A 20,673-nucleotide genomic window follows, 5' to 3' on the forward strand; every position below is an offset into this window, starting at 1 on the left:
ACTAGACTTTGTAAAGTAAGGATTTAACCGTGGATACCTCTCTTTTATATGCTGTCATTGGTGTGCTGAGTGGCGTTTTAGTTGGTGGTTTAGCAACTTGGTTCTCTATTGCCCAAAAAATTGCGCAAAAAGATCAGGAACTGCAGCAACTCAATCGTCAACTTGCAGCGAGTGACGAAAAAAATATTCATCTTGCGCAATGGAAAGAGGAATATGACAGGCTAGATCAAGAACTGCGTACTCAAAGGGATATCAATCGAGAGCAAGAAGCGGAACTTCGCGAGGTCATCACCCGTTTTGAGCAAAACCAGTTAGCAAATGAAGAGAAACAACGCATTTTACAAAATAGTGAACAACGGCTGACAGCGCAATTCGAAAACCTAGCAAATCGTATTTTTGAGCAAAATGAGCGGCGTGCATCTGAGCAACAACAGAAAAGCCTATTGGCGATGTTGTCACCTTTTCGTGAGCAATTAGATGGTTTTCGTCAGCAAGTTCAGCAAAGTTTTGGTGAAGAGGCCAAAGAACGCCACACTTTAACCTATGAGATTAGGCAATTACAGCAACTCAACAATCAAATGACCAAAGAAGCTGTTAACCTGACACGCGCTCTGAAAGGAGATAACAAAATTCAAGGGAACTGGGGAGAAACCATTCTGACTCGGATCCTAGAAGTCTCAGGTTTACGTGAAGGAAGTGAATTTGAAACCCAAGTTAGTATCAACACAAGTTATAATAGCCGCTATCAACCAGATGTGATTATTCATCTTCCTGAAGGTAAAGATGTAGTCGTTGATGCCAAAATGTCGCTGGTTTCTTATGAACATTACTTCAATAGCGAAGATCCACATGAACAGCAACAAGCACTAAAAAACCATGTGGCATCTATTCGCAACCATATGCGTATGTTGAGCCGTAAGGATTACCATCAGTTACCGGGAATTCGTTCATTGGACTACGTTTTAATGTTTATCCCTATTGAACCTGCTTATTTACTGGCTTTGAAAGAGGCTCCCGAGTTACTTGATGAAGGAATTAAACAGAATATTATGTTAGTTTGTCCTTCAACATTGTTAGTCGCAGTGAGAACGATTAACAATATGTGGCGATATGAACGCCAAGGGCAAAATGCTCAGGAAATAGCAAATAGAGCAGCGAAAATGTATGACAAGCTGCGCTTGTTTGTGGATGATATGCAAGTTTTAGGCACCAGTCTTGATAAAGCGAATAATACTTACCTATCGGCGATGAAACGCCTTGCCGAAGGACGTGGAAATTTAATTAGCCAAGCGGAAAGTTTTAAAGAGCTCGGAGTCGAAATTAAGCAGCCTATCGAGCCTCAATTAGTTGAGCGGTCTGATACGTCTAATTGTGCGGAATCTTAGACTTCTGATAGGGTTTTGGCTCAAAGACTGTTACACTTCCTACAAAAGTTTGAATGATAAGCAGGCATAAGAGAAATGACTGAACCAACTAAAGAAACCATTGATTTCGGTTTCCGTACTGTCGGCAAAGAAGATAAAGCTGGCCTAGTAGCGAATGTTTTTCACTCAGTAGCATCAAAATATGACTTAATGAATGATTTGATGTCATTTGGTATCCATCGTATTTGGAAACGTTTTACTATTGAAGCGAGCGGAGTACGTCGTAATCAGCGAGTACTTGACTTGGCTGGTGGAACGGGTGACTTAACCGCTAAATTTTCACGTTTAGTGGGTGAAAAAGGCGAAGTCATACTCGCAGACATTAATGACTCAATGCTAAAAATGGGGCGTGAGAAATTACGTGACCTAGGTATTGTCGGTAATGTTAATTATGTACAAGCCAATGCGGAAGAACTGCCATTCCCTGATAACTATTTTGATTGTATTACAATCTCTTTTGGCCTGCGTAATGTCACCGACAAAGATAAAGCGCTACGCTCTATGTTCCGAGTGCTAAAACCAGGTGGGCGTTTATTGGTACTAGAGTTCTCAAAACCAATTATTGAGCCTTTGAATAAAGCTTATGATGCTTATTCATTCCATATACTCCCTCGTATTGGTCAGGCGATCGTTAATGATCCAGATAGCTATCGTTATTTAGCTGAGTCAATCCGCATGCATCCAAACCAAGAAACACTAAAAGGTATGATGGAAAATGCAGGTTTTGAACAGGTGTCGTACACCAATATGACAGGTGGAATTGTCGCATTGCACAAAGGGTTTAAATTCTAAGATGGAAGCACCATCAACACATACCGAAAATCAAAATACAGTTTTGTATTCTTTGATAACAGCATTGATGGAAACCTCTCTTAACCACGTGTTGTTTAAAGAAAAAGTTCTACAGCCTGCTAGAATGCGTTTGGCTGGTAAAGTTATGGCGATTGAACTTAAAGAACTGAATAAAACGTTAACACTTGTTTTTGCTGAAAATCATGTTGATGTGTTAAGCCAGTGGGTTGAGCCTGCGGACTGTACCATTAAAACATCCATCTTTACGCTTGTTAAATTGAAAGACAAACAGCAATTATCTCAACTTATCAATCGTGGTGATATCGTGATTGAAGGGGAGATGCAAATTGTGCAGCACTGGTCTTCTTTACTCGATTTAGCAATTTGGAATCCTGCTCACTATCTATCACCGTATATCGGTGATGTTGCAGCTGAAGGGCTTAGTAAATTACTGAATAAAGGTGCGTGCCTTGCATCTCATTTAGTAAAACAGCAAAAAACGTATATCAAAGACGCAATAATTGAAGAGTGGAAAATGGCTCCTAGCCAACTTGAACTTGCTCATTTTAGTGATGGAGTCGAGCAAGTAGAAAATTCATTGAGTGCGCTTGAACAACGGTTAAGCCAGTTGGAGGAGAAGAATGACACCCGGTGAAATAAAACGACTTTACTTCATTATTCGGGTTTTTCTCTCTTACGGATTAGACGAGTTAATCCCCAAAATTAAACTAACGTTACCATTACGAATCGGGCGCTTAGGCTTATTTTGGATTAAAAATAAGCATAAAGATAAAGCATTGGGCGAAAGGCTTCGTCTTGCTTTGCAAGAACTTGGGCCTGTTTGGATTAAATTTGGCCAAATGTTATCGACTCGTCGAGATCTTTTCCCTCCTGCGATCGCAGATCAACTTTCGCTATTGCAAGACAAAGTGGCGAGTTTCGATGGCAAACTGGCGCGAAGCTATATTGAAGAGTCTCTCGAAGGGCCACTAGAACAGTGGTTTGATGACTTTGATGAGCAAGCTTTAGCGTCTGCGTCCATTGCTCAGGTTCATACCGCAATATTAAAAGAAAATGGCAAAGATGTTGTCATCAAGGTGATTCGTCCTGATATTTTGCCAATTATTAAAGCTGACATTAAATTAATGTACCGCATTGCAAATTGGGTTCCTTTGTTGCCAGATGGGCGACGATTAAGACCAAAAGAAGTCGTGCGTGAATATGAAAAAACATTGATTGACGAGCTGAATTTGCTCCGTGAATCAGCAAATGCCATTCAGCTTCGTCGTAACTTTGAAAATAGTGCAATGCTGTATGTACCAGAGGTCTATCCAGATTATTGCCGTGAAAACGTGATGGTCATGGAGCGTATCTACGGGATCCCAGTTTCCGATATTGCTGCGCTTAAAGCGCAGGGGACCAATATGAAACTGCTGGCAGAGCGCGGTGTTAAAGTCTTCTTTACACAGGTTTTCCGTGACAGTTTTTTCCATGCAGATATGCATCCAGGCAATATCTTTGTGAGTTACGATCATCCAGAAGATCCTCAGTACATAGGGATAGACTGTGGAATAGTCGGTTCATTAAACAAAGAAGACAAACGCTATTTGGCGGAAAACTTTATTGCTTTTTTTAATCGTGATTACCGCAAAGTTGCAGAGTTGCACGTTGACTCGGGCTGGGTTCCTTCAGACACAAATGTAGAAGACTTTGAGTTTGCTATCCGTACCGTATGTGAGCCTATTTTTGAGAAACCATTGGCTGAAATTTCATTTGGGCAAGTATTATTAAATTTATTTAATACAGCACGCCGTTTCAATATGGAAGTTCAGCCACAGTTAGTCTTATTACAAAAAACACTGCTGTATGTAGAAGGGCTAGGACGGCAGCTTTATCCCCAACTTGATCTCTGGAAAACAGCAAAGCCCTTCCTTGAAGACTGGGTTCATAGCCAAGTAGGGATACCTGCAATTACCCAAGCATTAAAAGAAAAGGCACCTTATTGGGCAGAAAAAATGCCTGAAATTCCTGATTTGATTTATGGTGCTTTGAGACAGCATAAATATTTACAATCGAATATTGACCAACTAACGCAGCAACTGAAAAGTCAGCGTAATAAACAACGAAAATCTCAGTACCTTTTAGGTATCGGTGCCACATTTATACTCTGTGGAAGTTTATTCCTTATTTCTAATCTCACACCGTTTGGAGTTGTGTTTATGGTTGCAGGAGCGCTGTCTTGGTTGTTTGGTTGGAGTAAAACCGGCGGTAATTAAGTAAACTTTGTTTTGCGACAAGTTTATAAGGCTGTGAACATTTCCGTATTTTGTGTTGGTTGTATATAATAGATCTCATAACATTGATCCCAAAACTATATAGAGGTATTAACAATGGAATCAACTTTCGCAATGGCTGCTTTCGGTAGTCCTTGGCAGCTCATTATCATTGCTTTACTTATTATTTTAATTTTCGGCACCAAAAAATTGCGTTCTTTAGGCTCAGACTTGGGTGAATCACTCAAAGGCTTTAAAAAAGCAATGAACGATGACGAAAAAGCAAAAGCAGAACAAGAAAAGCAAGATGCTGACTTCGCACCTAAAAATATTACTGAACAACAGGCTGCTGAGAAGAAAGAAAGCCCAGTTGAGAGCAAAAATAAAGAGCAGGGTTAAACCGTGTTTGACATAGGTTTTAGTGAACTGTTGCTTATTGCAGTTATTGGTCTCGTTGTATTAGGCCCTGAGCGGTTACCAGTGGCAGTGAGGACTGTCGCTGGGTGGATCCGTGCGATGCGTTCTATGGCTGCAAATGTACAAAATGAGTTAACGCAAGAGTTAAAATTGCAGGAGCTACAGGACACGCTGAAAAAGGTTGAAGAAAAGGCTAATTTAGAAGCACTTTCTCCTGAACTTAAGCAGTCCATGGAAGAATTGCGTACAGCTGCACAATCGCTTAAAAGCGGCTACCAAGAGACAACCAATGATATTGAAACAGAGTTAAATAAAGCAAAAGAGATCACTGACAGTTACGATAGTGCTGTAAAGGAAGCGAAAGATAATACTCAGCAACCTGAAGAGTCTGATCCAAACCCTGAACATGCAGCTAAAATGGCTGCCGTTGTTGAGGATGAAAAAACGGAAGATTCAACAGCTGTAAAAACAGTAGGATCACTCGAAGCTAATGTAAAAAACTCTAATCAAACTGAAAGTGAAAAATAACACATGGCTGTAAATGATACACAACCACTTATTAGCCACCTCATTGAACTTCGTAAACGGCTGCTAAACTGTTTAATTACCGTATTAATTGTTTTTGCTGCCCTTGCTTATTTTTCAAATGATATCTATCGGCTGGTAGCAGCCCCTTTGATTGATAAGCTGCCAGTAGGTTCGCAAATGAGTGCGACAGATGTGGCGTCAACATTTTTTACCCCAATTAAATTGACAATGATGGTATCGGTTTTTGTATCGATTCCCGTTATTCTCTATCAAATTTGGGCTTTCATTGCGCCTGCCTTATACAAGCATGAACGCAAACTCATGTTGCCTTTGCTTGTCTCAAGTAGCTTCTTGTTTTATTTGGGAATGGCATTTGCCTACTTCGTTGTTTTTCCGCTCGCATTTGGTTTCTTTGTTAAAACAACCCCTGATAGCGTCAACTTTATTCCAGATATCAGTAAATACCTTAGTTTTGTCATGACATTATTCATGGCTTTCGGTGCCGCATTTGAAGTACCTATTGCAATTATTTTACTGTGTTGGACTGGCGTGACTACACCAGAATCACTGAAACGTAAACGTCCTTATATTTTAGTCGGGGCATTTATCGTTGGGATGTTTTTAACACCGCCGGATGTACTCTCTCAAACTTTACTTGCTGTTCCAATGTATTTGCTTTTTGAACTTGGTGTCCTGTTATCTAATTTCTATGTTGGTAAAGGCAGAAATCGGCAAGAAGGGGCAGAGGAAGAAGAAAAAGAAGAGTCCTGATTTGCACTAAATAGCGGTTATTTGAAATGTAAAATGATGAAAAGCCCTCTAGATAGGGCTTTTTTATTGCTTGAACGCTTGAAATATTTAATCTGTATTTTTTTTAAATTGTGTATTATCAAGCACTTTAGGTACACTTTTATTTAAAATATTCAGTAAAAGAATAGAGCGATACTCACCATTAGGCTCATCAAAAATAGCTTGTACACCCGCAAAAATACCCTCCGTAATGGTAACCTGATCACCATGCTTTGGCATATCTGGTGCAACGGTATGACTAATGGGAGCTTGTTGTAACAGCTCAATAATTTTTTCGGGGACTTCTACTGGCAATTGGCCAAAACGAATAAAATGGCTTACCCCTCTTGTTGATTGGATTGTTGTTGTATGAATTTCATTGTGATCAAATTTCACAAATAAGTAATTTGGGAACAGCGCTTCTTGCACAGTCATTCTTTTCCCTCTAACCACTTTTTCCATTTCGGTCATGGGGGTCATACAAATAACATTCTGTCGGTTTAAATGCTCCAGAGCACGCTCAATTTGGCCTCGTTTGCAATAAAGCAAATACCATTTTTCCATTTTTTGAATTCCATCTGACAAAACTATGTTTATGATAACAAATTACGACATAACAATGTGACTAATGAATAATGGCACCATATTATTGATACACTTAGGTCTATATTAATCAATATATTCTTATGATAACTGTAGTGCAAAAACTAAATCAGTAGGAGACATAATGGATATCTTTTTGTTGAGTAACGGTAAGCTACCAGGCAACCCTGTATGGCTTAGCTACGCCTTACCTCGAATCAAAGAAATGATTGTTCGTAAAAACATAAAGTCAGCAGTTTTGGTTCCTTATGCGGTTCTTCGAGGTTCACATGATGAGAGAGCTGAACAACTTTCGGAAGCGTTGGGAATAAAAGTCACGACTATTGAGCACTTTTCTAGCCCTGTAGAAGCGATTGAGCAAGCTGAATGTATTCTTGTCAGTGGCGGTAATACTTGGTGGCTGAATAAATGCCTACATGAAAATGGGCTGATCGTTGCTATTCAACGTGCGGTTCGTGAGCGTGGTGTACCTTATATCGGCTGGAGCGCGGGATGTAATGTAGCGACGCCAAGTATTCGTACTACGAATGATATGCCTGTTAGCAATGCTGCTATTATGCCTTCTCTAGGGTTATTTCCATTACAAATTAACCCCCACTATATTGATGCCCATATTTCTGGCCATATGGGCGAAACTCGTGATGAGCGATTACAAGAGTTTTGTGTGATTAATCCTCATGAAGTTGTTGTTGCACTCAGGGAGGGAAGTGGGTTACAAATTAAAGGTAATGAGCTTCACTATTTCAGCGGAAAAGATGAAGGTTTTAAACTATTTCAGCATAATAAAACATTTTCAGAACAATTTAATACAGTACTATTAGAAAAATTAGTGCCTTTTGATTGCCAGTAAAATGGTATACTAAGCCAGAAAAAGATTGATTTTAAAGTGTTTTAGGCAGTAACTTGTAACCTTGGCCGGACGTCTTATAATGAGACTCCCTCTGTAACAGTAAAAGAAGATAATGAAATACCGTGACCTTAGAGATTTCATCTCGCAACTTGAAAAACAAGGCGAGTTAAAACGTATTACAATGGAAGTCGACCCCTATTTGGAAATGACTGAAATTGCAGATCGCACACTAAGAGCAGGGGGACCGGCCCTATTATTTGAAAATCCCAAAGGTTATAACATGCCTGTCTTATGTAACCTGTTTGGCACAACTAAACGTGTTGCAATGGGAATGGGGCAAGAGGACATAAAAGCCTTACATGATGTAGGAAAATTACTTGCCTTCCTAAAAGAACCTGATCCTCCAAAAGGTTTCCGTGACCTCTTTGATAAGCTTCCAAAATTTAAACAAGTTCTGAATATGCCAGCTAAACGGTTAAGTTCGGCTGCCTGTCAGGAACAAATTTGGGCCGGTGAAGACGTCGATCTGACAAAGATCCCTGTTATGCATTGTTGGCCAGAAGATGCAGCGCCTTTAATTACATGGGGGCTGACAGTCACTAAAGGTCCTCATAAAGAAAGGCAAAATTTAGGTATTTATCGTCAGCAAGTTCTTGGAAAAAATAAAGTCATTATGCGTTGGCTATCCCATCGCGGTGGTGCTTTGGATTTTCAAGAATGGTGCCAAGCTCATCCAGGCGAAAAATTTCCTGTTGCTGTCGCACTTGGCGCAGACCCCGCAACCATTTTAGGCGCGGTCACACCAGTCCCGGACACATTATCAGAATATGCTTTTGCGGGGTTACTGCGCGGTAATAAGACTGAGGTTGTTAAATGCATATCGAATGACCTCGAAGTTCCCGCAGGCGCCGAAATTATTTTAGAAGGGTATATTGAGCCGGGCGAAATGGCCCCTGAAGGCCCTTATGGTGACCATACTGGTTACTATAATGAAATCGATACTTTCCCTGTATTTACCGTGACTCATGTGACTCAACGCCGCGATGCAATTTATCACTCAACTTATACAGGAAGACCACCCGATGAGCCTGCAGTATTAGGCGAAGCGTTAAACGAGGTCCTTGTCCCTATTCTTCAAAAGCAATTTCCTGAAATTGTTGATTTTTATCTTCCACCAGAAGGATGTTCATACCGTCTTGCTGTAGTGACAATGAAAAAACAATATGCAGGACATGCCAAAAGGGTCATGATGGGGGTCTGGTCATACCTGCGCCAATTCATGTACACTAAATTTGTTATTGTTTGTGATGATGATATTAATGCACGAGACTGGAAAGATGTTATCTGGGCAATTACCACACGAATGGACCCAGCTCGTGACACGGTGATGATGGAAAACACACCCATAGATTATCTCGACTTCGCTTCTCCTGTCTCAGGATTAGGTTCAAAAATGGGGCTTGATGCTACCAATAAATGGCCAGGTGAGACAGATCGTGAGTGGGGGCGTCCTATCGTAATGACAGAGAGCGTTAAATCTCGCATTGATGATATTTGGGAACAATTAAATATTTTTGATAAAAAATAAGAGGGAAACCATGGCAACTTTAAGCTGTAAAGTAACATCTGTTGAATCTATCACGGATACGGTTTATCGGGTGATTTTGTTGCCAGATGGTCCTTTTCATTTTAAAGCAGGCCAATATTTGATGGTCGTGATGGATGAGCGTGACAAACGACCATTCTCAATGGCTTCTACCCCAAATAATAAAGAAACGATTGAATTACATATTGGTGCTTCTGAGATTAATTTATACGCAATGGCTGTAATGGATCGAATTTTGGATCAAAAACGTATAAATATTGACATTCCTCACGGTAAAGCTTGGTTTCGGGAAAATAGCAGTAACGCAATGATTTTAATTGCAGGTGGAACAGGTTTTTCCTATACCCACTCTGTATTGCTAGCGGCATTAGCTGAAAACCCAAATCGTGACATAACTTTCTATTGGGGCGGTCGTCAATTGGAGCACTTATATGATCTTGGTGAACTACAGGCGCTTAGTGAAAGTTATCCTAATTTAAAGATCACCCCTGTTGTAGAACAGCCAGATGAACTATGGCGAGGAAGGACAGGAACGGTTCTTAGTGCAGTGCTTGAGGATTTTGGTGACTTATCAAGCCATGATATCTATATTGCAGGTCGTTTTGAAATGGCCAAAATAGCCAGAGAACGGTTTTGTAATGAACGCGGAGCTAAATCGGAGCAGTTATTTGGTGATGCTTACGAATTCATTTAACCCGTCCTAGTTCAAATTGTAGGGGTGTTGTCTTCGCTCATTCGCCCTAGTCACATACTTGTGTATGCTCCTAGGGTCTTATTCACTTGCCGCCTACCTACAATCCGAACTATGAGGGTTAAACTTGTTGTAGGTTTTGCATGAAAACCACATAAGTTCAAATTGTAGGGGGGTTGTCTTCGCTCATTCGCCCTAGTCACATACTTGTGTATGCTCCTAGGGTCTTATTCACTTGCCGCCTACCTACAATCCGAACTATGAGGGTTAAACTTGTTGTAGGTTTTGCATGAAAACCACATAAGTTCAAATTGTAGGGGTGTTGTCTTCGCTCATTCGCCCTAGTCACATACTTGTGTATGCTCCTAGGATCTTATTCACTTGCCGCCTACCTACAATCCGAACTATGAGGGTTAAACTTGTTGTAGGTTTTGCGTGAAAACAGGCTAGTTCAAGTTGTAGGGGGTTGGCTTCATTCATTCGCCCTAGTCACATACTTGTGTATGCTCCTAGGGTCTTATTCACTTGCCGCCTACCTACAATCCGAACTATGAGGGTTAAACTTGTTGTAGGTTTTGCGTGAAAACAGGCTAGTTCAAGTTGTAGGGGGTTGGCTTCATTCATTCGCCCTAGTCACATACTTGTGTATGCTCCTAGGGTCTTATTCACTTGCCGCCTACCTACAATCCGAACTATGAGGGTTAAACTTGTTGTAGGTTTTGCATGAAAACCACATGAGTCCAAATTATAGGGGTGATGGCTTCGCTCATTAGCCCTAGCCACAGGCTTTTGTAGGCACCTATAAGGGGTATTTACTGGCAGCTTATCGATAGTCTCAATATACTTGTTGTCGCTATTGTCGCTATTTAGGCAAAAGGGTAAAAAAAACCCGCCCCTGACTAGGCGGGAACATCGACAAATACAATGTTTGCGAAAACTAAAAATAAACTGTTAAACACGCTCAATAATTGTAGCAATACCTTGGCCGAACCCGATGCACATCGTAGCTAAACCAAATTGTTTATCGTTTTGTTCTAATTGATTAAGCAATGCGGTTGAAATCCTTGCCCCTGAACACCCCAAAGGATGCCCCAGCGCAATCGCTCCCCCGCAGAGGTTTACTTTATCATCTAATTGATTTTCTGATAGATTCAAGCCTTTTAGGCATGCGATAGATTGCGCGGCGAAAGCTTCATTTAATTCAATAATATCAATATCATTTAAAGTTAGCCCTGCACGTTTCAAAGCCAGTTCACTTGCTGGCACTGGCCCAAACCCCATGATTGATGGGTCGCAGCCAACAACAGCCATCGCACGTATTTTAGCTCGAGGCTTAATGCCTTGCTGAGTGGCATAACTTTCGCTGGTCAGTAACATCGCAGCTGCACCGTCAGAAAGAGCTGATGAATTACCTGCAGTTACCGTTCCACTAACAGGGTCGAAAGCGGGGCGAAGAGCGGCTAAACCTTGGAGATTTGCATCAAAACGAATCACTTCATCATAATTGACTGAAATGAGGTTACCAGTGGCATCATGGCCACTAATTGGGACGATTTCGTTATTGAATTTCCCTTTTTCCGTCGCTAAGGCAGCAAGTTGGTGAGACCTTAATGCAAACGCATCTTGCTCTTCTCGGCTAATCTTATACATTTTGGCAAGCATTTCAGCGGTTAGACCCATAGCGCCTGCGGCTTTAGCAACGTGCAAAGTCAGCTTAGGGTTGAAATCTATACCATGAGTCATTGGTACGTGACCCATATGCTCCACTCCACCAATGAGTACTGATTTAGCATCACCAGTCATAATTAACCGGCTTGCATCGTGTATTGCTTGCATTGATGAACCACAAAGGCGGTTTACTGTAACTGCAGGAACGGTATGAGGAATATCCGTGAGCAATGCTGCATTTTTAGCAATATTAAACCCTTGCTCCAGTGTTTGCTGAACACAACCCCAGATAATGTCATCCAATTCTTTTTTACTTGCGTTTGGATTACGTTCAAAAATTGCATTCATGAGGTGTGCAGAAAGGTCTTCAGCTCTAACATGGCGAAATACCCCACCTTTTGAACGGCCCATTGGTGTACGTATTCCATCAATAATGACGACATTTTCCATAAAATTAACCTCTCGCAACTTTTTTGACATCAATCGCCACGACAGGTGGCTGTGGGTAATATCTTGCATTGGTAGCCGCTTTTTCTTTTAAGCCACTAGGTGCGTGATATAGCGGGCTTAAGTGCTGCAAAGATTCCGTCGTTTTCAAGTAAGACTGGCTACCTAAGGTATCTAAATAGCAGAACACTCCGCCTCTAAATGGCGGGAAACCTAAACCATAGACCAAAGCAATATCTGCATCTGAAGGGCTTTGAATAATACCTTCCTCTAAGCAACGAACCACTTCGTTAATCATGGGAGCCATCATTCGAGCAATAATTTCTTCTTTGGTGAATGAGCGCTTTGTTGGACAAATAGTAGCTAGTAGTTCATCAGTCCTAGGGTCATCAACTTTTTTCGGTTTCCCTTTTTTATCTTTTTCATATTGATAAAACCCTTGGCCATTTTTTTGGCCAAAACGTTGTTGTTCATACATCACATCAATGGCATTTTTGCCTTTTTTTCCCATACGTTCAGGAAAACCTTGAGCCATAACTTGTTCTGCATGAAAAGCAGTATCAATACCAACCACATCAAGAAGATAAGCAGGCCCCATTGGCCAGCCAAACTCTTTTTCCATGACTTTATCTATTTCTCTAAAGTCAGCCCCATCTTGTAACAGTAAGTTAAAGCCAGCAAAGTAAGGAAAAAGTACTCGGTTAACAAAGAAGCCAGGGCAGTCATTGACAACAATAGGGGTTTTCCCCATTTTATTGGCGTAGGCAACAACCTTAGCAACAGTGTTATCAGAAGTTTGTTCTCCGCGAATAATTTCGACTAATGGCATTCGATGCACAGGGTTAAAAAAGTGCATTCCGCAGAAATTTTCTGGGCGCTTTAGTGATTTAGCGAGGGTTGAAATTGGAATAGTTGATGTATTTGAAGCCAGTATAGTTTCACTTGTTACTAAGGACTCAACTTCAGATAATACAGCAGCTTTGACTTTAGGGCTCTCAACAACGGCTTCAACGACGATTTGGCTATCTTCTATGCCATTGTAAGATAATGAAGGATGAATAGATGATAAGGTCGCCGCCATTTTTACAGCTGTAATTTTTCCACGCTCAAATTGGTTATTTAATAGCTTTTGTGCCTCTTCAATCCCTAATTCTAATGACTTAACATTAATATCTTTCATTAAAACAGGTACGCCTTTGCTGGCAGACTGATAAGCAATGCCTCCGCCCATAATTCCTGCGCCTAATACGGTGGCATGTGTTGGAATCTCAATACGTTGTGCGATCTTTTTACTATTTGACTTAACTTGTTGGTCATTTAGAAAAATACTCACTAACGCATGTGCAACATCACTATGCGCTAGAGGAACAAATGCGGCTGTTTCATGCTTCAGGGCCTCATCGCGGGTACAATTTGCTGCCTTTTCTATTGTATTCACAGCCGCCATAGGGGCTGGATAGTGTTTGCCTGCAACCTTATACACCATTCCCTTAGCGACATTGAAACTCATCGTTTGCTCAATAGGTTTCAATTGCAGAGGGCTAAGTTTAGGTTGGCGTTTTTGCTGCCAATTGAAGGCTCCGGTGATTGCAGATTCAATGAGTTGTAGCGCTGATTGTGCGAGAGCTTCTGTATTAACAACGGCATCAATAAGGCCAAGTTTTAAAGCTTGAGAGGCATCGATATCTTTACCCGCAGTAATAATTTCTAATGCGCTATCCAAACCAATTAATCGAGGTAGCCGAACAGACCCACCAAAGCCAGGCATGATCCCAAGTTTCGTTTCAGGAAGCCCAATTCGGGCATCAGGGGAGGCGATACGAAAATCAGTGGATAAAACACATTCACAACCACCACCTAGTGCATAGCCATTAATGGCGCAAATCGTTGGAACAGGCAGGTCTTCAATACGATTAAATATACTGTTAGCGTAGTGTAACCAATCACTTAGTGTTTCTTTTGATGCTTCAAAGAGTGACAGAAACTCTTTGATATCAGCGCCAACAATAAAAGCGGGTTTATCAGAACGGAAAATTACACCTTGCAGCTCGGTTTGTTGCTCAAGAACAGACACGGCTTCATCAAGTGAAGCAACGGTGTGGGTATCCAATTTATTAATTGGCCCTGGTGAATTAAAAACCAGTTCTGCAATCCCTTGTTTCAACCATTGAATATAAATAGTGTCACTTTGATAAAGCATTCTGCTCTCCTCTACGTGGTAATGTTATCTGGTACGACCAGATGGGTTGAGTGTGACTAGAATGTTAATTAATTGCAAACTTTTAATAACAAAAATGGAAGGTTGGTCACAGCAATTAAGTGAAATAATTAATGTTTTAGATGATAAATTCATTATATATCAATTGATTATTATGAGTTTGCAACAGAGTGCATATCCGTTAATAACAGAACGTGATAAGCTTAATTTTTCTAATTAATGCTGAAAGGTTGAAGGAAATGGAAAAACTGACTGCACTCTACGCTGAACACATTAAAATGTTACAAAACAGAACTCAGAAAGTTTTACAGCGCAGCGAATTAGATGCCATATTGATTCATTCAGGTGAACCGCTACGCATCTTTCTTGATGATAGCGACTATCCGTTTAAAGTTAACCCTCATTTTAAAGCGTGGGTACCTGTCACCGATGTTCCACATTCATGGTTATTAGTTGATGGCGTAAATAAACCTAAGCTATGGTTTTATTCCCCTGTTGACTATTGGCATAGTGTTGAGTCATTACCGAACAGTTTTTGGACTAAAGATATTGAATTAATCCATTTAAAAAATGCGGATGACATCAAAACGTTTCTTGCTAATATTTCAAAAGAAAATGTTGCTTACATAGGCTCATCAGCAGAAAGAGCCGAGTCTTTAGGGATTTCTCTGCATAATATTAATCCCAAATCGGTTTTAGATTACTATCATTATCATCGCTCTTATAAGACAGATTATGAACTTTACTGCATGCGTGAAGCTCAAAAAATGGCCGTAAATGGGCACATTGCGGCTCTGGAGGCGTTCCGTGCAGGTATGAGCGAATTTGATATTAATGTCAGTTACTTACAATCTACCGGTCATCGAGATACCAATGTGCCTTATGGTAACATTGTTGCGCTGAATGAAAATGCGGCGGTATTACATTACACAAAACTACAGCAAACTGTGCCGAACGAATTACGCAGTTTTCTTATTGATGCAGGCGCTGAATATAATGGCTATGCTGCTGATATTACGAGAACTTATGCGGCGAAAGGTAAAGACGAATTTGCTGAATTGGTTGCAGATGTCAACACAGAGCAGCTTGCTTTAATTGATACGATTAAGGCAGGTGTCCGCTATACTGATTATCACGTGGATATGCATCATAGGATTGCTAAGATACTGATTAAAAATGATATTGTTAAAGGTATTAGCGAAGAGTCGATGGTGGAAAGTGGCTTAACAACGCCATTTTTACCTCATGGTTTAGGCCATCCACTTGGGTTACAAGTTCATGATGCTGCAGGTTTTATGCAAGATGATAGTGGTACTCATCTCGCAGCTCCTAAAATGTATCCATTCTTGCGTTGTACTCGTGTTTTAGAACCTAAAATGGTGTTAACTATTGAGCCTGGGCTCTACTTCATTGAATCTCTATTATCTGAATGGAGAAATGGGGAGTTTAGCCAGCACTTTAATTGGGATAAAATCGAGTTCTTCAAACCTTACGGTGGTATTCGTATTGAAGATAATATTGTGATCCACGCAAATCGTATTGAAAATATGACTCGAGACTTACATTTACGTTAATGAAACCTTATTTAATACCGGCTGAAACTATTTCTTTTACAGAAGAGATCAAAAAAAGCCAATTTATTACGTATTTAGCTCATACAGATGGTATTGAAGCGGCAAAAGATTATATTCAATCAATTAAAACTCAATACCCAGATGCCCGGCACCATTGCTGGGCATTTGTTGCTGGTCGGCCTGATGATTCACAAAAGTTAGGGTTCTCTGATGACGGGGAACCGACAGGAACAGCAGGAAAGCCCATTATGGCGCAACTATTAGGTAGCAACCTAGGGGAGGTTACCTGTGTCGTCGTGCGTTATTTTGGTGGAATAAAGCTAGGGACGGGGGGGCTCGTTAAAGCCTATGGAAATGGTGCCCAGCAAGCATTAAAAATATTACCCACAAAGACAAAAGTACCACAAAAAATCTTTAACTTAGAGTGTGACTATTCATTGATTAATGCAATTGAACAACTGCTTGTTCAAGTGAATGGCACGGTTTTGCACAGTGATTATAATGAAACTGTCTCTTTACAAATTGCAATTCCTGCTACTCTTGAGCAGGAGGTCAATGATAAATTACGCGATGTAAGTCGTGGAGCCTTAACGCTCACGCCAGAATCGGAATAGTAAACAGTTTTATCAAGGAACCTGCCGAATGCATTTTCGTGCAATAACCCGTATAGTCGGGCTGCTTGTCATCATCTTTTCTTTTACCATGGTTATTCCTGGTATTGTTGCGCTAATTTATCGTGATGGTGCAGGGCGAGCTTTTAGCCAGACTTTTGTCACTGCTTTGCTAATTGGCCTTTTTTTGTGGCTACCAACCCGTAATAGTCGGCACGAACTTAAAGCAAAAGAAGGTTTTCTTATTGTTGTTTTATTTTGGACTGTGCTGGGAAGCGTTGGGGCATTGCCGTTTATTTTTTCGGAAAAGCCCAATCTTTCGGTAACTGATGCTTTTTTTGAATCTTTTTCAGGCTTGACTACAACTGGTGCGACAACGCTAACAGGGCTTGATTCCTTGCCCAAAGCTATTTTGTTTTATCGGCAAATGCTTCAATGGCTTGGGGGGATGGGGATAATTGTACTCGCTGTTGCAATCTTACCGCTTTTGGGCGTTGGGGGAATGCAGCTATACCGCGCAGAAATGCCGGGTCCTTTGAAAGACAATAAAATGCGCCCTCGTATTGCAGAGACGGCAAAAACATTATGGCTTATCTATGTACTACTCACAATTGCTTGTGCGGTGGCTTTATGGATAGCCGGAATGGATGTTTTTGATGCCATTTCTCACAGCTTTTCAACCATTGCTATCGGTGGGTTTTCAACTCATGATGCCAGTATTGGTTATTTCAACAGCCCTGCGATTAACACTATTATTGGTATTTTCCTGATTATCTCTGGTTGTAACTTCGGTTTGCACTTTGCAGTATTAACTGGACGTAGTTTAGGGATTTATTGGCGCGATCCTGAATTTAGAATGTTCATAAGTTTCCAATTTGTCTTAGTGGTCATTTGTACTTTAGTGCTTATGTTTCATTCTGTTTATAGTAGTTTTGGTCAAACGCTTGACCAAGCCTTCTTCCAAGTTGTTTCAATGGCAACGACGGCTGGTTTTACAACGGATAGCTTTTCGGGATGGCCTCTTTTTTTACCTATGCTGCTATTGTGCGCCGCATTCGTTGGTGGATGTGCAGGCTCGACAGGTGGTGGGTTAAAAGTTATTCGTATATTGTTACTTTTCTTACAAGGCTCGCGTGAGTTAAAGCGCCTAGTTCACCCAAATGCAGTCTACACAATCAAACTGGGGCAAAGAGCATTACCAGAAAGAATAATTGAAGCCGTTTGGGGGTTCTTTTCTGCCTATGCACTTGTTTTTGTTGTTAGCTTATTATTGCTGATCGCAACAGGTGTTGATGAGTTTTCTGCGTTCTCAGCAATAGCGACCACACTCAATAACTTGGGACCAGGTCTTGGGACTGTCGCAGATAACTTCACATCAATGAATCCAGCTGGGAAATGGATTCTAGTGGTGACTATGTTATTTGGGCGCTTAGAGGTTTTCACTTTATTAGTGTTACTGACTCCCACTTTTTGGCGTGAATAGTCGAGCGCAACTAATAAATAATATTACCTATATAGAAATGATAATAATCTAGGAACAATAATGAGCTATTTACTTTTACATTCCAGTACGGATGGGCAAACTAAAAAAATTATTTTAAAAATAGCAGAACAACTGAGGAATTCAGGTCGTGAATGCGATATTCGTGATTTAAATACTGACCAACAGCTTAATTTATCAGGTTACGATAAAGTATTGGTAGGAGCATCCATTCGTTATGGGCATTTCAATAAAAAACTACAACGTTTTGTGACCTCCCATCAAAATCAATTGAACTCAATGAAAACAGGTTTTTTTGCTGTAAATTTGACGGCAAGAAAAGAAGGTAAGAATACAGTAGAAACTAACGCATATACGCGGAAGTTTTTAGAAGCGTGCCCTTGGAAGCCAACATTGAAATCTGTTTTTGCCGGAGCACTGTTTTACCCTCGTTATACATGGTTTGATAGAATGATGATCCGCCTAATTATGAAAATGACAGATGGCCCAACCGACCCAAAAACAGAAGTTGAATATACTAATTGGGAAAAGGTAGCCGAATTCGCAACTGAATTTGATAGTTTGTAGGTCGTAATTTCAACAAAATGTAGTTATTTTATGTTTTTTGTTTAATAAAGCATCGCTTGGTAAAATAAATCAAAAAAACACTTGCGAGAATTTTTCGACTCCCTATAATGCGCATCCGTTGTCACGACAAACCGGTTAGAAGAAATCTTCATAACCCAGTGATAACAGAGGTGAGAAAGAAAAAGTTGAAAATAAATGCTTGACTTTCTAAATAAAAAACGTATTATACGACACCTCGCGACAACGACCTGATTCACGAAATCCAGTTCAAAAATCGAAAGATTCAGTCGCAACGCTCTTTAACAATTTATCAGACAATCTGTGTGGGCACTCACAGGACACTATCAAAAAAATATTTGATTTTAAGTCTTGAAGAGTGACTAACACGTTAATTCATATATATGAAATAAGGTAGTAACGCTTATTTTGGAAGGATAACGCGAAGGCGAGCAGAGATAACCCGAGACAGTACTTAGGTACGGCGAGGGGGAAGCGATGCGAAGCCGACAAAGTTAGCCGAACAAAAGAACGTTACGGTCAGTAAGACATTCTTTGAGCATCAAGCTACTTTTAATTGAAGAGTTTGATCATGGCTCAGATTGAACGCTGGCGGCAGGCCTAACACATGCAAGTCGAGCGGTAACAGGGGAAGCTTGCTTCTCGCTGACGAGCGGCGGACGGGTGAGTAATGTATGGGGATCTGCCCGATAGAGGGGGATAACTACTGGAAACGGTAGCTAATACCGCATAATCTCTAAGGAGCAAAGCAGGGGAACTTCGGTCCTTGCGCTATCGGATGAACCCATATGGGATTAGCTAGTAGGTGAGGTAATGGCTCACCTAGGCGACGATCCCTAGCTGGTCTGAGAGGATGATCAGCCACACTGGGACTGAGACACGGCCCAGACTCCTACGGGAGGCAGCAGTGGGGAATATTGCACAATGGGCGCAAGCCTGATGCAGCCATGCCGCGTGTATGAAGAAGGCCCTAGGGTTGTAAAGTACTTTCAGTCGGGAGGAAGGCGTTGATGCTAATATCATCAACGATTGACGTTACCGACAGAAGAAGCACCGGCTAACTCCGTGCCAGCAGCCGCGGTAATACGGAGGGTGCAAGCGTTAATCGGAATTACTGGGCGTAAAGCGCACGCAGGCGGTTGATTAAGTTAGATGTGAAATCCCCGGGCTTAACCTGGGAATGGCATCTAAGACTGGTCAGCTAGAGTCTTGTAGAGGGGGGTAGAATTCCATGTGTAGCGGTGAAATGCGTAGAGATGTGGAGGAATACCGGTGGCGAAGGCGGCCCCCTGGACAAAGACTGACGCTCAGGTGCGAAAGCGTGGGGAGCAAACAGGATTAGATACCCTGGTAGTCCACGCTGTAAACGATGTCGATTTGAAGGTTGTTCCCTAGAGGAGTGGCTTTCGGAGCTAACGCGTTAAATCGACCGCCTGGGGAGTACGGCCGCAAGGTTAAAACTCAAATGAATTGACGGGGGCCCGCACAAGCGGTGGAGCATGTGGTTTAATTCGATGCAACGCGAAGAACCTTACCTACTCTTGACATCCAGAGAATTTAGCAGAGATGCTTTAGTGCCTTCGGGAACTCTGAGACAGGTGCTGCATGGCTGTCGTCAGCTCGTGTTGTGAAATGTTGGGTTAAGTCCCGCAACGAGCGCAACCCTTATCCTTTGTTGCCAGCGACTCGGTCGGGAACTCAAAGGAGACTGCCGGTGATAAACCGGAGGAAGGTGGGGATGACGTCAAGTCATCATGGCCCTTACGAGTAGGGCTACACACGTGCTACAATGGCGTATACAAAGAGAAGCGACCTCGCGAGAGCAAGCGGAACTCATAAAGTACGTCGTAGTCCGGATTGGAGTCTGCAACTCGACTCCATGAAGTCGGAATCGCTAGTAATCGTAGATCAGAATGCTACGGTGAATACGTTCCCGGGCCTTGTACACACCGCCCGTCACACCATGGGAGTGGGTTGCAAAAGAAGTAGGTAGCTTAACCTTCGGGAGGGCGCTTACCACTTTGTGATTCATGACTGGGGTGAAGTCGTAACAAGGTAACCGTAGGGGAACCTGCGGTTGGATCACCTCCTTACCA

17 protein-coding genes and 1 rRNA gene are annotated in these 20,673 nt (G+C 41.5%); 15 read left to right on the forward strand and 3 right to left on the reverse strand.

The features are described from left to right. The first annotated feature begins 29 nt into the window (after positions 1 to 29). From rmuC to tatC, 7 genes are all read left to right on the forward strand, one after another. Complete coding sequence (gene rmuC / locus P3L44_RS02725; RefSeq protein ID WP_140172654.1) at positions 30 to 1,385, forward strand: DNA recombination protein RmuC; 1,356 nt, start codon at positions 30 to 32, stop codon at positions 1,383 to 1,385. 75 nt (positions 1,386 to 1,460) lie between these two features. Next, the gene (gene ubiE / locus P3L44_RS02730) at positions 1,461 to 2,216 is read left to right on the forward strand and encodes a bifunctional demethylmenaquinone methyltransferase/2-methoxy-6-polyprenyl-1,4-benzoquinol methylase UbiE (RefSeq protein ID WP_102139083.1); all 756 of its coding nucleotides are present in this window, start codon (positions 1,461 to 1,463) and stop codon (positions 2,214 to 2,216) included. Between the two features lies 1 nt (position 2,217). Next, entirely contained in the window at positions 2,218 to 2,871 is a 654-nt protein-coding gene (locus P3L44_RS02735; protein WP_272661948.1) for an SCP2 domain-containing protein, read from the forward strand. Then, positions 2,858 to 4,492, forward strand: coding sequence for a ubiquinone biosynthesis regulatory protein kinase UbiB (gene ubiB / locus P3L44_RS02740; protein ID WP_272661947.1), 1,635 nt, complete (start codon positions 2,858 to 2,860; stop codon positions 4,490 to 4,492). Before P3L44_RS02735 ends, ubiB begins: the two co-directional genes overlap by 14 nt. A 114-nt stretch (positions 4,493 to 4,606) precedes the next feature. Next, on the forward strand, positions 4,607 to 4,888 hold the full coding sequence (tatA, locus tag P3L44_RS02745; protein WP_125892776.1) for a twin-arginine translocase TatA/TatE family subunit: 282 nt from the start codon (positions 4,607 to 4,609) through the stop codon (positions 4,886 to 4,888). Between the two features lie 3 nt (positions 4,889 to 4,891). Next, complete coding sequence (gene tatB, locus P3L44_RS02750) at positions 4,892 to 5,434, forward strand: Sec-independent protein translocase protein TatB (protein ID WP_125892774.1); 543 nt, start codon at positions 4,892 to 4,894, stop codon at positions 5,432 to 5,434. A gap of 3 nt (positions 5,435 to 5,437) precedes the next feature. Then, entirely contained in the window at positions 5,438 to 6,205 is a 768-nt protein-coding gene (gene tatC / locus P3L44_RS02755; protein WP_004260806.1) for a Sec-independent protein translocase subunit TatC, read from the forward strand. An 87-nt stretch (positions 6,206 to 6,292) separates the two neighbouring features. On the opposite strand, the gene rfaH is transcribed toward tatC, so the two are convergent. After that, a complete protein-coding gene (rfaH, locus tag P3L44_RS02760) occupies positions 6,293 to 6,787 on the reverse strand; it encodes a transcription/translation regulatory transformer protein RfaH (RefSeq protein ID WP_125892772.1) in 495 nt (164 codons plus the stop codon). Between the two features lie 163 nt (positions 6,788 to 6,950). On the opposite strand from rfaH, the gene pepE reads away from it, so the two are divergent. The 3 genes from pepE to fre all read left to right on the forward strand — a co-directional run bounded on the left by pepE (position 6,951) and on the right by fre (position 9,976). Continuing rightward, positions 6,951 to 7,676 (forward strand): dipeptidase PepE, encoded by a 726-nt coding sequence (gene pepE / locus P3L44_RS02765; protein ID WP_125892770.1) that lies wholly within the window; start codon positions 6,951 to 6,953, stop codon positions 7,674 to 7,676. Between the two features lie 112 nt (positions 7,677 to 7,788). Continuing rightward, positions 7,789 to 9,264 (forward strand): 4-hydroxy-3-polyprenylbenzoate decarboxylase, encoded by a 1,476-nt coding sequence (ubiD, locus tag P3L44_RS02770; protein ID WP_125892768.1) that lies wholly within the window; start codon positions 7,789 to 7,791, stop codon positions 9,262 to 9,264. A gap of 10 nt (positions 9,265 to 9,274) precedes the next feature. Next, positions 9,275 to 9,976, forward strand: a complete 702-nt coding sequence (fre, locus tag P3L44_RS02775) for an NAD(P)H-flavin reductase (RefSeq protein WP_140172658.1) — start codon at positions 9,275 to 9,277, stop codon at positions 9,974 to 9,976. Positions 9,977 to 10,924: 948 nt separating this feature from the next. Here fre and fadA read toward each other — a convergent pair. Continuing rightward, complete coding sequence (gene fadA, locus P3L44_RS02780; protein WP_140172990.1) at positions 10,925 to 12,091, reverse strand: acetyl-CoA C-acyltransferase FadA; 1,167 nt, start codon at positions 12,089 to 12,091, stop codon at positions 10,925 to 10,927. Between the two features lie 4 nt (positions 12,092 to 12,095). Next, the gene (fadB, locus tag P3L44_RS02785) at positions 12,096 to 14,288 is read right to left on the reverse strand and encodes a fatty acid oxidation complex subunit alpha FadB (RefSeq protein WP_272661946.1); all 2,193 of its coding nucleotides are present in this window, start codon (positions 14,286 to 14,288) and stop codon (positions 12,096 to 12,098) included. Positions 14,289 to 14,545: 257 nt separating this feature from the next. Between fadB and pepQ the strand changes: the two genes are divergently transcribed. The 5 genes from pepQ (at position 14,546) to P3L44_RS02810 (ending at position 20,670) form a co-directional block, all read left to right on the forward strand. Beyond that, a complete protein-coding gene (gene pepQ / locus P3L44_RS02790) occupies positions 14,546 to 15,880 on the forward strand; it encodes a Xaa-Pro dipeptidase (protein ID WP_272661945.1) in 1,335 nt (444 codons plus the stop codon). Beyond that, positions 15,880 to 16,494: an IMPACT family protein gene (locus tag P3L44_RS02795; protein ID WP_094961383.1), complete on the forward strand. Its 615-nt coding sequence runs from the start codon at positions 15,880 to 15,882 to the stop codon at positions 16,492 to 16,494. Before pepQ ends, P3L44_RS02795 begins: the two co-directional genes overlap by 1 nt. A 28-nt stretch (positions 16,495 to 16,522) precedes the next feature. Beyond that, the gene (gene trkH / locus P3L44_RS02800) at positions 16,523 to 17,974 is read left to right on the forward strand and encodes a Trk system potassium transporter TrkH (protein WP_140172987.1); all 1,452 of its coding nucleotides are present in this window, start codon (positions 16,523 to 16,525) and stop codon (positions 17,972 to 17,974) included. Positions 17,975 to 18,034: 60 nt separating this feature from the next. Then, positions 18,035 to 18,559 (forward strand): menaquinone-dependent protoporphyrinogen IX dehydrogenase, encoded by a 525-nt coding sequence (hemG, locus tag P3L44_RS02805; protein ID WP_004260786.1) that lies wholly within the window; start codon positions 18,035 to 18,037, stop codon positions 18,557 to 18,559. 571 nt (positions 18,560 to 19,130) lie between these two features. Beyond that, a 16S ribosomal RNA gene (locus P3L44_RS02810) occupies positions 19,131 to 20,670 on the forward strand. Positions 20,671 to 20,673 lie beyond the last annotated feature (3 nt).

It is taken from the genome of Providencia sp. PROV175 (genome assembly GCF_032707045.1).
GTDB classification, from domain to species: Bacteria; Pseudomonadota; Gammaproteobacteria; order Enterobacterales; family Enterobacteriaceae; genus Providencia; species Providencia hangzhouensis.